Source organism: Mycobacterium sherrisii, from assembly GCF_002102355.1.
In the GTDB taxonomy this organism is placed as follows: domain Bacteria; phylum Actinomycetota; class Actinomycetes; order Mycobacteriales; family Mycobacteriaceae; genus Mycobacterium; species Mycobacterium sherrisii.
Window position 1 is genome coordinate 169,940 of the sequence record NZ_LQPT01000081.1, and the last position, 20,283, is coordinate 190,222.

The following is a 20,283-nucleotide window of genomic DNA, read 5'->3' on the forward strand; positions in this document are numbered from 1 at the left end:
GGAGTGGTGGTGCCCGGTCGTGTCGAGATCGATGACGTCCAGCCCGTAGTCTCCTGCGGGGCGTACCCCGCCAAGGCGGTGGTGGGCGAGACGGTGCCGGTGCGAGCCGCGGTGTGGCGCGAAGGGCACGACGCCGTCGCGGCCACCCTGGTGGTTCGCTACCTGGGTCGGCGCTACCCGCAGGTCACCGAGACCCGGCGCATCACCGCGGTGCAGGCGCCGGAGAAGCTGGCGTCCCCGCCCGAACCGCAGTCCACCGAGCGGGTCAAACCGCTGCAGCTGCCGATGACGATGGGCCTGGAGCCCTACGTCTTTCACGGTCAGTTCACGCCCGACCGGGTCGGGCTGTGGAGCTTTCGGGTGGACGGCTGGGGCGACCCGATTCACACCTGGCGACACGGCGTGGTCGCCAAACTGGACGCCGGTCAGGGCGAAAAGGAATTGAGCAACGACCTGTTGGTGGGCGCCGATTTGTTCGAGCGCGCCGCGACCGGCGTGCCGCGGGCTCACCGCGAGCCGCTGTTGGCCGCCGCCGCCGCGTTGCGGACGCCCGGCGATCCGGTGACGCGCACCGCGCTGGCCCTGGCACCGGACGTCGAGGAGTTGCTGGGCGCCTACCCGTTACGCGACATCGTCACCCGCGGCGAACAGCACGGCATCTGGGTCGACCGGCCGTTGGCCCGCTTCGGTGGGTGGTACGAAATGTTTCCGCGGTCGACCGGCGGCTGGGATGCCGACGGCAAGCCGGTGCATGGCACCTTCGCGACGGCGGCGGCGCAGCTTCCGCGCATCGCCGACATGGGATTCGACGTGGTGTACCTCCCTCCGATTCACCCGATCGGCAAGGTGCACCGCAAGGGACGCAACAATTCTCCGACCGCCGCGCCGGGCGACGTGGGTTCACCCTGGGCCATCGGCAGTGACGAGGGCGGCCACGACGCCGTCCACCCGGACCTCGGCACCATCGACGACTTCGACAACTTCGTCGCCGCCGCGCGTGAGTTGGGCCTGGAGGTCGCCCTGGATCTGGCGTTGCAGTGCGCCCCCGATCACCCGTGGGCACGCGACCATCGGGAGTGGTTCACCGAGTTGCCGGACGGCACCATCGCCTACGCGGAGAACCCGCCGAAAAAGTATCAGGACATCTATCCGCTCAACTTCGACAACGATCCGGCGGGCCTCTACGACGAGGTGCTGCGGGTGGTCCGGCACTGGATGGACCACGGCGTCAAGTTCTTTCGGGTGGACAACCCGCACACCAAACCACCCGACTTCTGGGCGTGGCTGATCGGGCAGGTGAAGAACATCGACCCGGACGTGCTGTTTTTGTCCGAGGCGTTCACCCCGCCGGCCCGCCAGTACGGTCTGGCCAAGCTCGGTTTCACCCAGTCCTACAGCTACTTCACCTGGCGCACCGCCAAATGGGAGCTCACCGAGTTCGGCAACGACATCGCGGCGCTCGCCGACTTCCGGCGGCCGAACCTGTTCGTGAACACCCCGGACATCTTGCACGCGATCCTGCAGCACAACGGCCCCGGCATGTTCGCCATCCGTGCGGTGCTCGCCGCGACCATGGGCCCGGCCTGGGGTGTCTACTCGGGTTACGAGCTGTTCGAGCACCGAGCGGTACGGGAGGGCAGCGAGGAATATCTTGACTCGGAGAAGTACGAACTGCGTCCGCGCGACTTCGCGGGTGCGCTCGCCGAGGGCAGATCTCTCGAACCGTTCATCAAGCAACTCAACCAGATTCGCCGGGTGCATCCCGCACTGCAACAGTTGCGCACCATCCACTTCCACGACATCGACAGCGACGCGCTGCTGGCCTACAGCAAGTTCGACCCGGCCACCGGGGACTGCGTACTGGTGGTGGTGACGCTCAACGCGTTCGGACCCGAGGAAGCCACGCTGTGGTTAGACGTGGCGGCATTGGGTATGGAGCCCTATGAGCGGTTTTGGGTGCGCGATGAGATTACCGGCCAGGAATTTCAGTGGGGGCAGTCAAATTACATTCGCCTGGACCCCGGACAGGCGGTCGCCCACATCATCAACATGCCCCTCATCCCGCAGGAATCGCGAAACACGTTGCTGCGCAGGAGGTAAGAGGGTCCGAGAGGGGAAACAAGATGAGTCGTACCGAGAGCCACACCCAACAAACGCACCTGGCGCCGGACCCCGGGGATCTGGCCCGACTGCTGTCGGGCACCCACCACAATCCACACAGCATGCTGGGCGCGCACGAGTATGACGACCACACGGTCATCCGCGTCTACCGCCCGCACGCGCGAGAGGTGGTCGCCGTCGTCGGCGACGACGAATTCCCGTTGCAGCATGTCGAGTCGGGGTTGTTCGCCGTCGCGCTGCCGTTCACGAATCTGATCGACTACCGACTCCGACTGGACTACGGCTCCGGCGCCCACGTCACCGCGGACCCGTACCGCTTCCTGCCCACGCTGGGCGAGATCGACCTGCATCTGTTCTCCGAGGGCCGCCACGAACGCCTCTGGGAAGTTCTTGGCGCTCATCATCGTTCGTTCACCACGGCCGACGGCGTGGTCAACGGCGTGTCGTTCGCGGTCTGGGCACCCAACGCCAAAGGCGTCAGCCTGATCGGCGAGTTCAACGGCTGGACCGGCAACGAGGCGCCGATGCGGGTGTTGGGGTCGACCGGGGTGTGGGAGCTGTTTTGGCCCGGATTCCCCGAGGACGGCCTCTATAAGTTCCGCGTGCACGGCGCCGACGACGTCGTCACCGAACGCGCCGACCCGATGGCCTTCGCCACCGAGGTGCCGCCCCACACCGCATCACGCGTGACGAAAAGTTCCTATAGCTGGACCGACGACGAGTGGATGAGTCGGCGCGCCCAGACCAACCCGGTGTTCGAGCCGATGAGCACCTACGAGGTCCATCTCGGTTCGTGGCGCCCCGGCCTCAACTATCGCCAGCTCGCCGAGGAACTGACGAATTACGTTGTCGAGCAGGGCTTCACCCACGTGGAACTACTGCCGGTCGCCGAGCATCCCTTCGCCGGCTCGTGGGGTTACCAGGTCACGTCGTACTACGCGCCGACGTCGCGGTTCGGCACCCCCGACGAATTCCGGGCCTTCGTCGACGCGCTGCACCAGGCGGGCATCGGCGTCATCGTCGACTGGGTGCCCGCACATTTCCCCAAGGACGCGTGGGCGCTGGGCCGATTCGACGGCACCCCGCTGTACGAACACTCCGACCCCAAGCGCGGCGAGCAACTCGACTGGGGCACCTATGTTTTCGACTTCGGCCGACGGGAGGTCCGCAACTTCTTGGTGGCCAACGCGTTGTTCTGGCTCGAGGAGTTCCACGTCGACGGTCTACGGGTGGACGCGGTGGCGTCGATGCTGTACCTGGACTATTCGCGCCCCGAGGGCGGCTGGACGCCGAACATCTACGGCAGCCGCGAAAACCTCGAGGCGGTGCAGTTCCTGCAGGAGTTGAACGCCACTGCGCACAAGGCCGCGCCGGGCATCGTCACCATCGCCGAAGAGTCGACCTCATGGCCCGGCGTGACGCGGCCGACAAACCTTGGCGGCCTAGGTTTTTCGATGAAATGGAACATGGGCTGGATGCACGACACACTCGACTACATCAGTCGCGATCCGATCTACCGCAGCTACCACCACCACGAGATGACGTTCTCCATGCTCTATGCGTTCAGCGAGAACTACGTGCTGCCGATCAGCCACGACGAAGTGGTGCACGGCAAGGGCACGCTTTGGGGCCGGATGCCGGGCAACAATCACGTGAAGGCGGCCGGACTACGCAGCCTGCTCGCCTACCAGTGGGCTCATCCCGGCAAGCAATTGCTGTTCATGGGACAGGAATTCGGGCAGCGCGCCGAGTGGTCGGAGGAACGCGGCCTGGATTGGTGGCAGCTCGACGAGCAAGGCTTTTCCAACGGGGTGCTGCGCTTCGTGCGCGACATCAACGCCATCTATCGCAGCCGCCCGGCGCTGTGGAGCCAGGACACCACGCCCGACGGCTACTCCTGGATCGACGCGAACGACTCGGGCAACAACGTGCTGAGCTTCCTGCGGTACGGCAAGGACGGCTCGGTGCTGGCCTGCGTGTTCAACTTCGCGGGAGCCGAACACAGCGGATACCGACTCGGCCTGCCCAGTGCGGGCCGCTGGCGCGAGGTGCTCAACACCGACGCGACCGATTACAACGGTTCTGGGATCGGCAATCTCGGCGGGGTGGATGCCACCGAGGACCCGTGGCACGGGCGTCCCGCGTCGGCGCTGCTGGTCTTGCCGCCCAACTCGGCCCTGTGGCTGGAGCCCGAGTAAGCCAGCCGGGCCCGGCGCGACTTCAGTAGAGCGCGTTGGCGAGATTGCGCCGACCCGCGACGACCTCGGGATCGCTGGGATCGAACAACTCGAACAACTCGATCAAACGGGTCCGCACCCGGGTGCGCTCATCCCCGGATGTGCTGCGCACCAAGGCGATCAGCCGGTCGAACGCCGCGCTGACATCCTGGTTGAGGATCTGCACGTCGGCGGCCGCGAAGGCCGCGTCGATGTCGCCGGGAGCCGCATCCGCGACGGCGATGGCGTCACGGGGATGAGTGGTGGCGCGGGTCAAAAAGTCGATCTGCCGGATGGCGGCCTTGGCCTCGACGCTGTCCGGATTGGTGGTCAGCCACGCCTGGTAGGACTGCTTGGCCGCGTCGAAGTCTCCGGCCTCGAGCTGCTGACGTGCTTGCGCCAACTCGGGCGCCACCTCCGCGTCGTCCTCGGAACCCGTTGTGCCTTTGAGCTTTCCGGCCGTCGCCGACAACAGTTGGTCCAGCCAGCGACGCAGCTGGTCGGCTGGCTGCACGCCCTGGAAGCTGGCCAGCGGCTGACCGGCGGCCAACGCCACCACGGTGGGCACCGCCTCGACCCCGAAAATCTGTGCCACCCTGGGCGCGACGTCGACGTTGACCGTCGCCAACGACCACTTGCCACCGTCCTGGGCGGCGAGGGTGGACAGCGTGTCGACCAGCTGCACGCAGGCCTCGCTGCGCGGCGACCACAAGGCAACCACCACGGGCACCTCGTCGGAGCGAATCAGCACTTCGGCTTCGAAGTTGGCCTCGTTGACCTCTGTGGTGCCCGGCCTCGGCGCGCCCGAGGCGGCGCCGGCCGAGGGGCTCTGCTGGGCACGCTGCTTAAGACCGGACAGGTCGACCGCTCCGGCCAGCGCAGGACCAATCGAAGATCTCGGACGCGTCACAGCGACAAGTCTGTCATGCGCGGCAACCGGGCAGCCACCCCGCTCCGGCATTTCCGGAAGCGGAAATCAGCCCCCGAAGAGGCATCGCAAGGCCCACGAGAGGGCTCATGAGAGCAAAATCACAACCCGCCCCGCAGGCACCGCTCCAGCAACGCTGACCGGTGGTCAGAATCGGTTAGCCGGCCCGCAGTATCAGGGCGTCGCCTTGGCCGCCGGCGCCGCACAGCGCCGCGACCCCGTAACCCGTGCCGCGGCGCGCCAGTTCCAGGGCCACGTGCAGCGCGATCCGGGCACCCGACATGCCGATCGGGTGGCCGACCGCGATCGCACCGCCGTTGACGTTGACGATTCCCGGGTCGACGCCGAGTTCGCGCGTCGAGGCCAAGGCCACCGCCGCGAACGCCTCGTTGATCTCCACCACATCGAGCTGGTCGACCGAGATGCCCTCACGCCCGAGGGCCTTCTTGATCGCGTTGGCCGGCTGCGACTGCAGGGTTGAATCCGGCCCGGCGACGACGCCGTGCGCACCGATTTCGGCGAGCCAGGACAGCCCCAGCTCCTGGGCCTTGGCCTTGTTCATCACCACGACCGCGGCGGCCCCGTCGGAGATCTGCGACGCGGAGCCCGCGGTAATGGTGCCGTCCTTGCGGAACGCCGGTTTCAGGCCCGCCAACGACTCGGCGGTGGTGTTTGCCCGGATGCCCTCGTCCTCGGTGAACTGCAACGGATCGCCTTTGCGCTGCGGGATGTTCACCGGCACCACCTCGTCGGCGAAGACGCCGTCCTTCCACGCCGCGGCCGCCTTCTGATGCGATTGGGCGGCGTACTCGTCCTGCTCGGCGCGGCTGAACTGATCGACGTCGTTGCGCTGCTCGGTCAGGGCGCCCATCGGCTGGTCGGTAAACACGTCGTGCAGACCGTCGTAGGCCATGTGGTCCAGTACCGTCACATCCCCGTACTTGTAGCCGGCCCGGCTGTCCATCAGCAAATGGGGCGCCTTGGTCATGGACTCCTGGCCTCCGGCCACCACGACGTCGAATTCCCCCGCCCGGATCAGCTGGTCAGCAAGCGCGATCGAGTCGATGCCGGACAAACACATCTTGTTGATGGTCAACGCCGGAACGTCCCAGCCGATGCCGGCCGCGACCGCTGCCTGGCGAGCGGGCATCTGGCCCGCCCCGGCGGTCAGCACCTGACCCATGATCACGTACTCCACCAGCGACGCCGGCGACTCCATGTTCGGGAAGGCCTTTTCCAGGGCGCCCTTGATGGCGATGGCACCCAGATCGGTGGCGCTGAAATCCTTCAGCGAACCCATGAGCTTGCCTATCGGCGTCCGGGCTCCAGCAACGATCACCGATGTCGTCATAACAACCTCCTAGCGACGGATGGACGGCCGTTGCGGCCTCCCGGGGAAGCGCGATCTTTGCCGTCAGGTTACCGTTATGTGATGACGACCGATCAAGTTGACGCCCGTCAGATCCTGGCCACCTCGCTCGTGACTGCGGTCGATCACGTCGGCATCGCGGTCGCCGACCTCGATGCGGCCATCGCCTGGTATCACGACACTCTGGGGATGGTGCTGGTGCACGAAGAGGTCAACGAGGACCAGGGAATCCGCGAAGCCATGATTGCCGTGCAGGACGGCGAGCCGGGCACCGCGCAGATCCAATTGATGGCGCCGATCGACGAGTCCTCCGCGATCGCGAAGTTCCTGGACAAGCGGGGCCCGGGCATCCAGCAGATGGCGGTTCGGGTCAGCGACCTCGACGCCCTGTGCGAGCAGCTACGCGACAAGGGCGTTCGGCTCGTCTACCCGGCACCGCGGCGCGGCACAGCGAACTCCCGGATCAACTTCATCCACCCCAAGGACGCTGGCGGCGTGCTGATGGAGCTGGTGGAGCCGGCCCGCTAGCGCACCCTGTCACGACCATTTTCTGGTCGGGCTCCGGTTTGCCCGATTCGTCCAGCACGGCGTGTGCCAGTGCCGACGGTCGGCTTCCCGGGTCTGCGCCGCACCCCCGGCCGAATCCGCCGGCCACACCACCAAATGTGCAGTGCCGGAACGAATTTCGTGGTCACACCCGGGACAACGGTAGGTTTTGACGGCCCGCGCCGCGGCGACCGGGCGCACTTCGTACTCGTGGCCGTCGGGCCCCATCTCGATCCGATGAAACAGCGGCGACAGCGCGGACGGTTGCTGCCGACGGGGCGGTGTGCGGCGCCGGGCCATGCCACGAGTCTAATCGGGCCGGTCAGAACAACCGGTATTCGTCGTTGTCCATTCCCCGCATCTTGTCGTAATCCAATGTCAGACAACGAATTCCACGGTCGGTGGCCAAAGTTCGGGCCTGCGGTTTGATCTGCTGGGCCGCAAACACCCCCTTGACCGGGGCCAGCACGCTGTCGCGGTTCAGCAGTTCGAGGTAGCGGGTGAGCTGCTCCACGCCGTCGATCTCGCCGCGCCGCTTGATCTCGACCGCGACGGAATTGCCCCGTTCGTCGCGGCACAACAGGTCGACGGGACCGATGGCGGTCATGTACTCGCGCCGCACCAGCGTGTACCCCTCCCCCAACAACTGGACGTGTTCGGCGAGCAACGCCTGCAGGTGCGCCTCGACGCCGTCCTTGACCAGCCCGGGGTCGACGCCCAGTTCGTGGCTGGAGTCGTGCTCGATCTCCTCGACCGCGATGCGCAGCTGTTCGCCCGCCTTGTTCTCCACCACCCACACCGGCGTCTCGCCGCTGAGCTCCTCGCTGAGCCAGCACGGTGGGCTCATCCAGTTCAGAGGCTTGTAGGCACGGTCGTCGGCATGGACGCTGACCGACCCGTCGGCCTTGAAAAGCAGCAATCTGCGGGCCGACGGCAGATGCGCGGTGAGGCGGCCGACGTAGTCGACGGTGCACTGAGCGATCACTAAACGCACCCGACTCACCTTAGAGCGTGGCCGACAAATTAGGCTGACGCCACCATGTCGGCGAAAACGACGGCGTCGGCCACCACGAGGACGTCGGCCAACAAGACTCTGGCGCAGCGCTTGGGCCGGGTGCTCGAGACGGTGACTCGTCAAAGTGGCCGGCTGCCGGAGACGCCCGCGTACGGTTCGTTTTTGCTGGGCCGGGTCACCGAGAGCCAGGCCCGCCGCCGCGTGCGCATCCAAATCATCCTCACCGTCTTCATCCTCGGCGCGAACCTGATCGGCATCGGGGTGGCGGTGCTGCTGCTGGCGGTCGCGCTGCCTTCGCCCAGTGTCTTCAGCGACGCCCCGGGGTGGATCACGTTCGCCGTGTCGCCGGCCTACATCGCGATCGCGTTGGCGCTCGGTACCTACTGGATCACGCACCGGACCATCAAGGCGTTGCGGTGGGCGATCGAAGAGCGCGAGCCCACCCTGGACGACGAACGCAACACCTTCCTGGTGCCGTTCTGGCTCGCCATCGGCGTGCTGGTGCTGTGGGGGGTGGGGACGGCGTTACTGACCACCCTCTACGGCCTGGTCAACACGCTGTTCATCCCGATCGTGGGGTTCTCGGTGAGCATCTGCGGCATCCTGGTCGCCACCGCGTGCTACCTGTTCACCGAGTTCGCCTTGCGACCGGTGGCGGCCCAGGCCCTCGAGGCCGGACGAGCCCCGCGGCGGCTGGCGCCGGGCATCATGGGCCGCACCCTGACGGTCTGGCTACTGGGTTCGGGCGTGCCGGTGTTCGGCATCGCGATGATCGCCTTCTTCGCCCTGGTGCTGGGCAATCTGACCGAGACCCAACTCAGCGTGGCGGTGCTGATCGTGTCCTGCGTGACGCTGATCTTCGGCTTCGTGCTGATGTGGATCCTGTCCTGGCTGACGGCCACCCCGGTGCGCGTGGTGCGGGCGGCGCTCAAACGCGTCGAGCAGGGCGATTTACGCGGCGACCTGGTGGTGTTCGACGGCACCGAGCTGGGCGAGCTGCAACGCGGCTTCAACGCGATGGTCGACGGCCTGCGCGAGCGCGAACGCGTGCGCGATCTCTTCGGCCGGCACGTCGGGCGCGAAGTGGCCCTGGCTGCCGAACGCGAACGCCCGAAGCTGGGTGGAGAAGAACGCCACGTCGCCGTCGTCTTCATCGACATCGTCGGTTCCACGCAACTGGTCACCAGCCAGCGCCCGACCGAGGTGGTGCAGGTGCTCAATCGGTTCTTCGCGATCGTCGTCGAAGAAGTCGACCGACACCACGGGCTGGTCAACAAGTTCGAGGGGGATGCCTCGCTGGCCATCTTCGGCGCCCCGAATCACCTCGACACCCCCGAGGACGAGGCGCTGGCCGCGGGGCGCTCTATCTGTAAACGGTTGGCCGGCGAAATGCCGGACCTCGACGCCGGAATCGGCGTCGCGGCCGGGCAGGTCGTCGCCGGCAATGTCGGTGCCAAGGAACGGTTCGAGTACACCGTGATCGGCGGCCCGGTCAACGAGGCGGCGCGGCTGTGTGAGCTGGCGAAGTCGCACCCGGGCCGGTTGCTGACGACTGCCGACACCATTCGGGGTGCCAGCGAAAGCGAGCGCGCCCGTTGGTCTTTGGGCGAGACCGCGACGCTGCGCGGGCACGAGCATCCGACCCGGCTGGCCGCGCCGGTCGGCGACACCGAGCGGCAGTGAGCGCGTCTGGGAGCGACGCGGCGAGGAGCACGCCCTAGGACGGGACGCTGCGAACCCTAATGCGCACAGGCATTTTCATCATTGACACCACGATCAGCACGGCCAGGATCAGCAGTACGGCCACGAACCATACCGTGTCCGACCAGCCGCCCACGCCGTAGGCCAGCCCACCGAACGCGCCGGCCGACGAGCCGCCGAGGTAATAGCTGAACAGATACAGTGCGGAGGCCTCGGCGCGGTCGCGGTCGGCCACCGCCCCCACCCAGCCGCTGGCCACGGTGTAGGCGGCGAAGAACCCGCCGGCGAAAACCCCGGCGCCCAGGACGATCAGGGGCAACTGTGCGGGCAGCGTCATCAGCAGCCCCGCCGCGGTGATCGGCAACGACGCGCCCAACACCAGCATGCGTCCGCGCCGGTCGGCCAGCCGTCCGGCCATCACCGAGGTCCAGGTGCCCACCAGGTACAGCAGGAACAACAACCCCACGGCCGACGGCGCCAACCCGAAGGGCGCGGCGGCCAACCGGTAACCGAGATAGTTGTAGACAGTGACGAATCCGCCCATCAGCATGAACCCGAGCGCGAACAGCTTGAGCAGCAACGGGGTTCGCAAATGCGCAAGCAGACTTCGCACGGTCGCGCGCATGCTCACCGACTTCGGCGTGAAAAACTGGGACCGGGGCACCAGCAGCGCGAACACGACGGTGGCCACCAGCGTCGCAGCCGAGCACACCAACAACGCGATCCGCCAATTGCTCACTCCCAGGACCGAGGCCGGCACGATCCGGCCCAAGCAACCGCCGACCGTGGCCCCGGCGATGTAGCGCCCCATCGCCGACCCCAGCGCGGAGGCGTGCACCTCTTCGGACAGGAAAGCCATTGCGACGGCGGGGATTCCGGCGAGCGCAACTCCTTGCAACGCTCGTCCGACCAGCAGCACACCGAGCGTGGGACTGAACGGCAGCAGCAACCCGATCACGCTCGACGCGATGCCGGAAATCAGCATCACCCGAACCCGCCCGTAGCGCTCGGAGAGCACGCTGGCCGGAACGATCGACACCGCCAACATGCCGGTGGTGAGCGAGATCGTCAGGGCCGCGGCGGCGGGGCTGATGCGGTAATACGACGACAGCGAGGGAAGAAGTGCCTGCGTGCAATACATCGCGGCGAAACTCGCCACGCCGGCGCAACACAACGCGGCGGTCACTCGCCGGTATCCCCTGCTGCCGACCTGATAAGCGGTAGGAGGCGCGGCGAGCACTGACACAGCGACAATCGTCCGCGCGCCCCGGCTGATTCGGAAATGAATTATTGCCGACTGTACGATGCAAGAAGTACATAAGCAGAGGTGGCGACGGTGGCTGACGGGGATTACGAGTGGTTCCTCACACTCGCCGAGCTGCAACACGTCACCGCGGCCGCCCAGCAGCTGCACATCGCCCAGCCCACGCTGACTCGAATGCTGGCGCGCCTGGAACGCCGGCTGGGGGTGACGTTGTTCGATCGGCATGGCCGGCGACTGTCGCTGAGTACCTACGGCCGCATCTTCTACGAACATGCGCGGCGCGCCCAGCTGGAACTCGACTCGGCACGCCGCGAAATCGAGGACCTGGACAACCCCGCCGCTGGGGAGATTCGGCTGGGTTTTCTGGGGTCGTTCGGGTCGGTCGTCGTGCCGCGCTTGATCGCGGGATTCGCGCAGAGCTCGCCGCGGGTGACCTTCACGCTCGAGGAAGGGGCCGCGGAACTGATGAGCGAACGCGTCCTGGACGGCGCGCTTGATGTGGCGGTGGTCTCACCCCGTCCGCACCAACCAAACCTGGCCTGGCGCAGCCTGTTTCGTCAACGTCTCGGCATCGCGGTGCCACGCGGACACCGGCTCGCGGACGTCTCGGCGGTGTCGATGACGGAGCTTGCCGACGAGCCGTTCGTCAGCATGCATCCGGGATTCGGCATGCGACAGCTGCTCGACGAGCTTTGTGCGGCAGCACAATTCCAGCCGCGCATCGCTTTGGAATCGCCGAACCTGACCACCACCGCCGGGCTGGTCGCCGCGGGACTGGGCATCAGCCTGACACCGATCGACGGCAGCGAGTATGCGCCCGGGGTCGCCGTGGTGCGCCTGGCCGACTCCGACGCCTACCGCGATATCGGGTTGATCTGGGATTCGGGACGACCGCTGTCGCGGGCCGCACGCGACTTCGTCGCGTCGGCCATGTCCGTGCGAGACCGCGGCGAGTGGGCGCCAACCCTCGCGCAACAGCGGGCGCCCTGATACTGGTCGAGGCGGCGGGAACGCAATGCAGCCAAAACCCACCCCGAGCTCGCCTGACAGTGCGCCCCCATCGGCGCAAGAGCTCGTCATGGTGTACCTACCGCTGACACCCGGCAGCCAGCTCAGCTACGGGTTGCCGTACTTGCCAGTGCCATTCAACCTGTGGGGAACCACGTCCGATCCCGGATGCAAATGGCTGTGGTGGCAATACGGGCCAGCCGATACGCGCTACCGCAGCGACGACAATTTCTTCGGTCTGGGTTCGGCGCCGTCCTCGCCGGATCATGCTGTTTGTGGTGTGGACCCGGATGCTGCGCCGCAACCAGTCCGACGAGTCATGAATTCGCAGTCTGTGGTTGAGCTTCTTCGGCATCGCCGTGCTGATCACCGGCACGACCGCGTACTACGTCGCCGAGGTGCGCGCGGGGTTCCATGACATCGGACAGGGAGCATTCGGCGTCGGGTTCAAATTCATCGGGGCGTACCTGATCCTGCCCTACTTCGTGCTCTACGCCACCTCCTGCCCGGTGAATCATCGACGTGCGAAGCGGGCGCTCAGCGGTGCAGCGGCACCAGCGGGTTGCCGCCTCCGCCCGCCACCATCATGTCGGTTTTCCGCCAGTCTTGTCGGCGCTCAGGTGTAACTGTGGAGGGGTGCACGACGATTTCGAACGCTGCTACCGGGCGGTCCAATCCAAGGACGCCCGGTTCGACGGCTGGTTCGTCACCGCCGTGCTCACCACCCGGATCTACTGCCGGCCCAGCTGTCCGGTGCACCCGCCGTTCGCCCGGAACGTGCGGTTCTACCCGACCGCGGCCGCCGCGCAGCGGGCCGGCTTCCGGGCCTGCAAACGGTGCCGGCCCGACGCGTCGCCGGGTTCACCCGAGTGGAACGTCCGCGGCGACGTCGTCGCGCGGGCCATGCGGCTCATCGCCGACGGCACTGTGGACCGCGAGGGTGTCGGCGGCTTGGCCGGCCACCTCGGCTATACCACCCGACAGCTAGAGCGGCTGCTGCAGGCCGAGGTCGGCGCCGGGCCGCTCGCACTGGCCCGGGCCCAACGAAGCCAGACCGCCCGGCTGCTGATCGAGACGACCGACCTGCCGTTCGGTGACGTCGCCTTCGCCGCAGGCTTTTCCAGCATTCGCCAATTCAACGACACCGTGCGCCTGGTGTTCGAAAGCACGCCGACCGAATTACGCCGGCGCGCCGCCTCGCGATCCGGATCGGACGCGGCTTCGCCTGGGACCGTGTGTCTTCGGCTGCCCGTGCGCACTCCGTTCGCCTACGAGGGTGTCTTCGGCCACCTGGCGGCCGGCGCGGCACCCGGATGCGAAGAGGTCCGCGACGGCGCCTATCGGCGCAGCCTGCGGCTGCCGGCCGGCAAGGCCGTTGTCGCGCTGACCCCGGCGGTCGACCACGTTCGCTGCCTGCTGACACTCGACGACTTCCGCGATCTGACCACCGCGATCGCGCGTTGCCGGCGCCTGCTCGACCTCGACGCCGATCCCGAGGCGATCGTCGACGCGCTGAGCCGCGACCCGTTGCTCGCGCCGGTCGTGGCCAAGGCCCCCGGGCAACGCATTCCCCGCACGGTCGACGAGGCCGAGCTGGCCGTGCGCGCCGTCGTGGGCCAGCAGGTGTCGACGAAGGCCGCGCGAACGCACGTCGGCCGATTGGTGATGGCCTACGGAGAGCCGGTCACGGATCCGGGCGGGGCACTGACGCATACGTTTCCGTCGGTCGAGCAGTTGGCCGAGATCGATCCCGTCCATCTGGCCGTGCCCAAGGCGCGGCGGCGGACGATGAGCGCGCTGATCGAGGGCCTCCTCGACGGCAGCGTGGTGCTGGACGCCGGAAGCGAATGGGGCAGGGCGCGTTGCCAATTGCTGGCCCTGCCGGGCATCGGTCCCTGGACTGCCGAGGTCATCGCAATGCGTGGGCTCGGCGACCCGGACGCCTTCCCCGCCAGTGATTTGGGCCTGCAACTCGCCGCCCAGGGGCTGGGCCTGCCGACGACTCAGCGGATACTGATGGAGTACAGCGCACATTGGCGGCCCTGGCGCTCGTATGCCACCCAGCACTTGTGGACCACCCTCGAGCATCCGGTAAACCATTGGCCGCCACAGGAGGTCGCATGATCCAGTACCGCACCGTCGACAGCCCGATCGGGCCGCTCACCCTGGCCGGGTACGGCGAGGTGTTGACCAATCTTCGAATGGTCGATCAGACGTACGAACCCAGCCGGGCCGATTGGTCGCCCGACCCGAAAGCGTTCGGCGCGGCCGTCGATCAACTCACGGCGTATTTCGCCGGCGAATTGACCCGTTTCGACGTCGAACTCGATCTGCGCGGCACCGAATTTCAGCGCCGCGTATGGCAGGCGCTGCGCACCATTCCGTACGGGGAAACCCGCTCCTACGGTGAGATCGCCGCGCAGATCGGCGCCCCCGGCGCCGCCCGTGCGGTGGGATTGGCCAACGGACACAACCCGATCGCCATCGTCGTGCCGTGCCATCGGGTCATCGGCGCCAATGGAAGTCTCACCGGGTTCGGCGGCGGCCTCGGCCGCAAGCGGACACTGCTCGAATTGGAAAAAGAGCGCCAGAGTTTGACGCTTTTCGATTAGCAGGTAAATGCAAAAACACCCCCTTTTGCAGGGGGTGTTTTTGTGTATGTTCGGCGGTGTCCTACTTTTCCACCCGAAGGGCAGTATCATTGGCGCTGACAGGCTTAGCTTCCGGGTTCGGAATGGGACCGGGCGTTTCCCTGTCGCTTTGGCCGCCGTAACTCTATTACGGAACACTATTTTATTAGTTGTTCTGGTGGGGGGTGTGGCATTCGGCGCGGCAATAAGCCGCGAAGATAGTGGTTGCGATTTGTGTTGGTAAGTTTTCGGCCGGTTAGTGCCAGTTCCCTGCACTCATTGCTGAGCTTCCAGGTCTGGCCTATCAATCCCGTGGTCTGCGGGGGGCCTTATCCCTCTAAAAGGGTGAGAAACCTGATCTTGGAGAAGGTTTCCCGCTTAGATGCTTTCAGCGGTTATCCTGTCCGAACGTAGCTATCCAGCGGTGCCCCTGGTGGGACAACTGGTGCACTAGAGGTTCGTCCGTCCCGGTCCTCTCGTACTAGGGACAGGTTTCCTCAAGTTTCTGACGCGCGCGGCGGATAGAGACCGAACTGTCTCACGACGTTCTAAACCCAGCTCGCGTGCCGCTTTAATGGGCGAACAGCCCAACCCTTGGGACCTGCTCCAGCCCCAGGATGCGACGAGCCGACATCGAGGTGCCAAACCATCCCGTCGATATGGACTCTTGGGGAAGATCAGCCTGTTATCCCCGGGGTACCTTTTATCCGTTGAGCGACACCCCTTCCACTCGGGGGTGCCGGATCACTAATCCCGACTTTCGTCCCTGCTTGACTTGTAGGTCTCGCAGTCAAGCTCCCTTGTGCATTTACACTCAACACCTGATTGCCGTCCAGGTTGAGGGAACCTTTGGGCGCCTCCGTTACATTTTAGGAGGCAACCGCCCCAGTTAAACTACCCGCCAGGCACTGTCCCTGAACCCGATAAGGGTTCGAAGTTAGGTGTCCAATACGGTCAGAGTGGTATTTCAACAACGACTCCACTCGAACTGGCGTCCGAGTTTCACAGTCTCCCACCTATCCTACACAAACAGTACCGAACACCAATACCAAGTTGTAGTGAAGGTCCCGGGGTCTTTTCGTCCTGCCGCGCGTAACGAGCATCTTTACTCGTAGTGCAATTTCGCCGAGTCTATGGTTGAGACAGTTGGGAAGTCGTTACGCCATTCGTGCAGGTCGGAACTTACCCGACAAGGAATTTCGCTACCTTAGGATGGTTATAGTTACCACCGCCGTTTACTGGGGCTTAAATTCTCCGCTTCACCCTTACGAGTTAACGGGTCCTCTTAACCTTCCAGCACCGGGCAGGCGTCAGTCCGTATACATCGTCTTGCGACTTCGCACGGACCTGTGTTTTTAGTAAACAGTCGCTTCCCACTGGTTTCTGCGGCCGGTTCCCGCTCCCAGCGCAAGGCTGTTCACGGTAAGCCGGCCCCCCTTCTCCCGAAGTTACGGGGGCATTTTGCCGAGTTCCTTAACCATAGTTATCTCGTACGCCTTGGTATTCTCTACCTGACCACCTGTGTTGGTTTGGGGTACGGGCCATGTATGCGCTCGCTAGAGGCTTTTCTTGGCAGCTGAGGATCACCGAATTCGCCTCAATCGGCTATGCATCACCTCTCGGGAACGTGAGCGACGGATTTGCCTATCGCTCTCCCTACCGGCTTGCCCCAGTATTACCACTGACTGGTACGGCTACCTTCCTGCGTCACCCCATTGCTTGACTACTACCCACCCGGGTCCCACGCAGCCGGCGATCTTCGCACCCCGAAGGGATTGATAGACCGTCATTTGGGTGGTTAGCAGAATGGATTCGTCAGGGACGCTCATACACGGGTACGGGAATATCAACCCGTTGTCCATCGACTACGCCTGTCGGCCTCGCCTTAGGTCCCGACTCACCCTGGGCGGACTGGCCTGGCCCAGGAACCCTTGGTCTTTCGGCGGGCAAGGTTCTCACTTGCCTTATCGCTACTCATGCCTGCATTCTCACTCCCCCAAACTCCACCATCGGTTACCCGACAGCTTCGCTGCATGGGGGACGCTCCCCTACCCAACCTTACGGTTGCCGCGACTTCGGCGGTGTGCTTGAGCCCCGCTACATTATCGGCGCACAATCACTTGACCAGTGAGCTATTACGCACTCTTTCAAGGGTGGCTGCTTCTAAGCCAACCTCCTGGTTGTCTCTGCGACTGCACATCCTTTTCCACTTAGCACACGCTTAGGGGCCTTAGTCGGCGATCTGGGCTGTTTCCCTCTCGACGCACGGAGCTTATCCCCCGCCGTCTCACTGCCACGCTATACACCACGGCATTCGGAGTTTGGCTGACGTCAGTAACCTAGTAGGGCCCATCGGCCATCCAGTAGCTCTACCTCCGTGGTGAAACACGTAACGCTGCACCTAAATGCATTTCGGGGAGAACCAGCTATCACGGAGTTTGATTGGCCTTTCACCCCTACCCACAGCTCATCCCCTCAGTCTTCAACCTAAGTGGGTTCGGGCCTCCACGCGGTCTTACCCGCGCTTCACCCTGGCCATGGGTAGATCACTCCGCTTCGGGTCCAGAACATGCCACTCAAACGCCCTATTCAGACTCGCTTTCGCTGCGGCTACCCCACGCGGGTTAACCTTGCGACATGTCCCTGACTCGCAGGCTCATTCTTCAAAAGGCACGCCATCACCCCACAAGGAGGCTCTGACGGATTGTAGGCACACGGTTTCAGGTACTATTTCACTCCCCTCCCGGGGTACTTTTCACCATTCCCTCACGGTACTAATCCGCTATCGGTCATCGAGAAGTATTTAGGCTTACCGGGTGGTCCCGGCAGATTCACAGCAGATTCCACGAGCCCGCTGCTACTCGGGAGTTGATACAAGACAGGTGCCGGATTTTCGCGTACCGGGCTCTCACCGTCTGCGGCAGACCATCCCAGGCCACTTCCGCTAATCACGACACTTTTTGACTGTCCCTCAGCCAGGTAGAACTGAGACGTATCATTCCCACAACCCCGCACACACAACCCCTACCCGGTATCACATGCGTGCGGTTTAGCCATGTTCCACGTTCGCTCGCCACTACTAGCGGAATCACTTTTGTTTTCTCTTCCTACGGGTACTGAGATGTTTCACTTCCCCGCGTTCCCTCCCGCACCCTATATATTCAGATACGGGTAACACGACATAACTCGTGCTGGGTTTCCCCATTCGGAAATCCTCGGATCAACGCTCGGTTGACAGCTCCCCGAGGCATATCGCAGCCTCCCACGTCCTTCATCGGCTCTCGATGCCAAGGCATCCACCATGTGCCCTTAAACACTTACGAACACAAAAACCAAAAGAAAAAATTACACAAAACGAACACGTAACCGTTGCCGGCAACGCGTTCATTTAGATGCTCGCAACCACTATCCAATACTCAAACACCACACCCCACCACCAAGATGGAGGGACACCACTTCGACCTCAGTCGGCCGAGTGTTGTCTCAGGGCCCAATAGTGTGTCTGGCGATTGTCTGCTGATGTGCACCCGGCCCTCATCCACTACAGACGAGGACCCCTCACGGCTCACATCCCACCAATTGGGATGTTTCTCGTGGTGCTCCTTAGAAAGGAGGTGATCCAGCCGCACCTTCCGGTACGGCTACCTTGTTACGACTTCGTCCCAATCGCCGATCCCACCTTCGACAGCTCCCTCCAAAAGGTTAGGCCACTGGCTTCGGGTGTTACCGACTTTCATGACGTGACGGGCGGTGTGTACAAGGCCCGGGAACGTATTCACCGCAGCGTTGCTGATCTGCGATTACTAGCGACTCCGACTTCACGGGGTCGAGTTGCAGACCCCGATCCGAACTGAGACCGGCTTTAAAAGGATTCGCTTAACCTTGCGGCATCGCAGCCCTTTGTACCGGCCATTGTAGCATGTGTGAAGCCCTGGACATAAGGGGCATGATGACTTGACGTCATCCCCACCTTCCTCCGAGTTGACCCCGGCAGTCTCTCACGAGTCCCCGGCATTACCCGCTGGCAACATGAGACAAGGGTTGCGCTCGTTGCGGGACTTAACCCAACATCTCACGACACGAGCTGACGACAGCCATGCACCACCTGCACACAGGCCACAAGGGAACCGACATCTCTGCCGGCGTCCTGTGCATGTCAAACCCAGGTAAGGTTCTTCGCGTTGCATCGAATTAATCCACATGCTCCGCCGCTTGTGCGGGCCCCCGTCAATTCCTTTGAGTTTTAGCCTTGCGGCCGTACTCCCCAGGCGGGGTACTTAATGCGTTAGCTACGGCACGGATTCCAAGGAAGGAAACCCACACCTAGTACCCACCGTTTACGGCGTGGACTACCAGGGTATCTAATCCTGTTCGCTCCCCACGCTTTCGCTCCTCAGCGTCAGTTACTGCCCAGAGACCCGCCTTCGCCACCGGTGTTCCTCCTGATATCTGCGCATTCCACCGCTACACCAGGAATTCCAGTCTCCCCTGCAGTACTCCAGTCTGCCCGTATCGCCCGCACGCCGAGGGTTAAGCCCCCGGTTTTCACGAACAACGCGACAAACCACCTACGAGCTCTTTACGCCCAGTAATTCCGGACAACGCTCGCACCCTACGTATTACCGCGGCTGCTGGCACGTAGTTGGCCGGTGCTTCTTCTGCAGGTACCGTCACTTGCGCTTCGTCCCTGCTGAAAGAGGTTTACAACCCGAAGGCCGTCATCCCCCACGCGGCGTCGCTGCATCAGGCTTGCGCCCATTGTGCAATATTCCCCACTGCTGCCTCCCGTAGGAGTCTGGGCCGTATCTCAGTCCCAGTGTGGCCGGACACCCTCTCAGGCCGGCTACCCGTCGTCGCCTTGGTAGGCCGTCACCCCACCAACAAGCTGATAGGCCGCGGGTCCATCCCACACCGCAAAAGCTTTCCACCACAAGGCATGCGCCTCGTGGTCATATCCGGTATTAGACCCAGTTTCCCAGGCTTATCCCGAAGTGCAGGGCAGATTACCCACGTGTTACTCACCCGTTCGCCACTCGAGTACCCCCGAAGGGGCCTTTCCGTTCGACTTGCATGTGTTAAGCACGCCGCCAGCGTTCGTCCTGAGCCAGGATCAAACTCTCCAAACAAAATCTCCTCGACAACCGAGGTTGATTCAAATCAGAGATAATCTGACCTAACAAAAAGACACCAAATACTGGCATCAAAAACGACCATACCTACACACGGGGAGTGTTAAAAGTATGGTCAAAAAAACAACAACAAACAAAAACACCAAACACACTATTGAGTTCTCAAACAACACTCTTGCTTGTTTTCACCCTCTTTGGGGCAACCCTGCCAGCTTAATACCGATCTGGCCAGTTCGTCAACCCCAATTTTTGGCGATCTAGGTGATCGCTGCGAGGGCAGCCGTGCCAGGTTAGTACCAATCCGGCGAGGGAGTCAAGCCTCGGTCTCGGTCTCCTTCGGGAGGCGACCGCGCCTG

The 20,283-nt window shown here is 64.0% G+C and carries 13 protein-coding genes and 3 rRNA genes; 8 read left to right on the forward strand and 8 right to left on the reverse strand.

Annotation, left to right across the window (positions count from 1 at the left end; translation table 11 throughout):
• Positions 1–9 precede the first annotated feature (9 nt).
• The gene (locus AWC25_RS15490; RefSeq protein ID WP_211281052.1) at positions 10–2,100 is read left to right on the forward strand and encodes an alpha-1,4-glucan--maltose-1-phosphate maltosyltransferase; all 2,091 of its coding nucleotides are present in this window, start codon (positions 10–12) and stop codon (positions 2,098–2,100) included.
• Between the two features lie 23 nt (positions 2,101–2,123).
• Positions 2,124–4,319 (forward strand): 1,4-alpha-glucan branching protein GlgB, encoded by a 2,196-nt coding sequence (gene glgB / locus AWC25_RS15495; RefSeq protein WP_069398735.1) that lies wholly within the window; start codon positions 2,124–2,126, stop codon positions 4,317–4,319.
• A gap of 22 nt (positions 4,320–4,341) precedes the next feature.
• On the opposite strand, the gene AWC25_RS15500 is transcribed toward glgB, so the two are convergent.
• Positions 4,342–5,247 (reverse strand): thioredoxin family protein, encoded by a 906-nt coding sequence (locus AWC25_RS15500; protein ID WP_069398734.1) that lies wholly within the window; start codon positions 5,245–5,247, stop codon positions 4,342–4,344.
• 175 nt (positions 5,248–5,422) lie between these two features.
• Positions 5,423–6,616: an acetyl-CoA C-acetyltransferase gene (locus AWC25_RS15505; RefSeq protein ID WP_069398733.1), complete on the reverse strand. Its 1,194-nt coding sequence runs from the start codon at positions 6,614–6,616 to the stop codon at positions 5,423–5,425.
• Positions 6,617–6,694: 78 nt separating this feature from the next.
• Here AWC25_RS15505 and mce point away from each other — a divergent pair, with 78 nt between their 5' ends.
• Complete coding sequence (mce, locus tag AWC25_RS15510; protein ID WP_142278862.1) at positions 6,695–7,162, forward strand: methylmalonyl-CoA epimerase; 468 nt, start codon at positions 6,695–6,697, stop codon at positions 7,160–7,162.
• 9 nt (positions 7,163–7,171) lie between these two features.
• Here mce and AWC25_RS15515 read toward each other — a convergent pair whose 3' ends face one another.
• Together AWC25_RS15515 and nucS are read right to left on the reverse strand one after the other, a co-directional pair.
• Entirely contained in the window at positions 7,172–7,480 is a 309-nt protein-coding gene (locus AWC25_RS15515) for a hypothetical protein (protein ID WP_069398731.1), read from the reverse strand.
• Between the two features lie 22 nt (positions 7,481–7,502).
• Positions 7,503–8,174 (reverse strand): endonuclease NucS, encoded by a 672-nt coding sequence (gene nucS, locus AWC25_RS15520; protein ID WP_069398730.1) that lies wholly within the window; start codon positions 8,172–8,174, stop codon positions 7,503–7,505.
• Between the two features lie 45 nt (positions 8,175–8,219).
• Here nucS and AWC25_RS15525 point away from each other — a divergent pair, with 45 nt between their 5' ends.
• The gene (locus AWC25_RS15525; protein WP_069398729.1) at positions 8,220–9,878 is read left to right on the forward strand and encodes an adenylate/guanylate cyclase domain-containing protein; all 1,659 of its coding nucleotides are present in this window, start codon (positions 8,220–8,222) and stop codon (positions 9,876–9,878) included.
• Between the two features lie 34 nt (positions 9,879–9,912).
• Here the strand turns inward: AWC25_RS15525 and AWC25_RS15530 are convergent, their stop codons facing one another.
• A complete protein-coding gene (locus AWC25_RS15530) occupies positions 9,913–11,151 on the reverse strand; it encodes an MFS transporter (RefSeq protein WP_412033693.1) in 1,239 nt (412 codons plus the stop codon).
• Positions 11,152–11,232: 81 nt separating this feature from the next.
• Between AWC25_RS15530 and AWC25_RS15535 the strand changes: the two genes are divergently transcribed.
• From AWC25_RS15535 to AWC25_RS15550, 4 genes are all read left to right on the forward strand, one after another.
• Positions 11,233–12,150, forward strand: coding sequence for a LysR family transcriptional regulator (locus tag AWC25_RS15535; protein WP_069398871.1), 918 nt, complete (start codon positions 11,233–11,235; stop codon positions 12,148–12,150).
• A gap of 356 nt (positions 12,151–12,506) precedes the next feature.
• A complete protein-coding gene (locus tag AWC25_RS15540; protein WP_069398727.1) occupies positions 12,507–12,794 on the forward strand; it encodes a hypothetical protein in 288 nt (95 codons plus the stop codon).
• Positions 12,795–12,804: 10 nt separating this feature from the next.
• A complete protein-coding gene (locus AWC25_RS15545; protein WP_069398726.1) occupies positions 12,805–14,292 on the forward strand; it encodes a DNA-3-methyladenine glycosylase 2 family protein in 1,488 nt (495 codons plus the stop codon).
• Positions 14,289–14,780, forward strand: a complete 492-nt coding sequence (locus tag AWC25_RS15550) for a methylated-DNA--[protein]-cysteine S-methyltransferase (protein WP_069398725.1) — start codon at positions 14,289–14,291, stop codon at positions 14,778–14,780. The genes AWC25_RS15545 and AWC25_RS15550 overlap by 4 nt, the downstream gene beginning before the upstream one ends.
• A 48-nt stretch (positions 14,781–14,828) precedes the next feature.
• Here the strand turns inward: AWC25_RS15550 and rrf are convergent.
• The 3 genes from rrf to AWC25_RS15565 form a co-directional block, all read right to left on the reverse strand.
• Positions 14,829–14,940: ribosomal RNA gene (gene rrf, locus AWC25_RS15555) — 5S ribosomal RNA — on the reverse strand.
• Positions 14,941–15,034: 94 nt separating this feature from the next.
• Positions 15,035–18,121: ribosomal RNA gene (locus tag AWC25_RS15560) — 23S ribosomal RNA — on the reverse strand.
• 284 nt (positions 18,122–18,405) lie between these two features.
• Positions 18,406–19,924: ribosomal RNA gene (locus tag AWC25_RS15565) — 16S ribosomal RNA — on the reverse strand.
• The 16S, 23S and 5S rRNA genes sit together here, the layout of an rRNA operon.
• Positions 19,925–20,283: the final 359 nt, after the last annotated feature.

Excerpts from the sequence above, each read along its gene's own strand:
- AWC25_RS15525 (WP_069398729.1), top strand. The coding sequence starts at position 8,220 with ATGTCGGCGAAAACGACGGCGTCGGCCACCACGAGGACGTCGGCCAAC.
- glgB (WP_069398735.1), top strand. The coding sequence starts at position 2,124 with ATGAGTCGTACCGAGAGCCACACCCAACAAACGCACCTGGCGCCGGAC.
- AWC25_RS15505 (WP_069398733.1), bottom strand. The coding sequence starts at position 6,616 with ATGACGACATCGGTGATCGTTGCTGGAGCCCGGACGCCGATAGGCAAG.
- AWC25_RS15550 (WP_069398725.1), top strand. The coding sequence starts at position 14,289 with ATGATCCAGTACCGCACCGTCGACAGCCCGATCGGGCCGCTCACCCTG.
- AWC25_RS15515 (WP_069398731.1), bottom strand. The coding sequence starts at position 7,480 with ATGGCCCGGCGCCGCACACCGCCCCGTCGGCAGCAACCGTCCGCGCTG.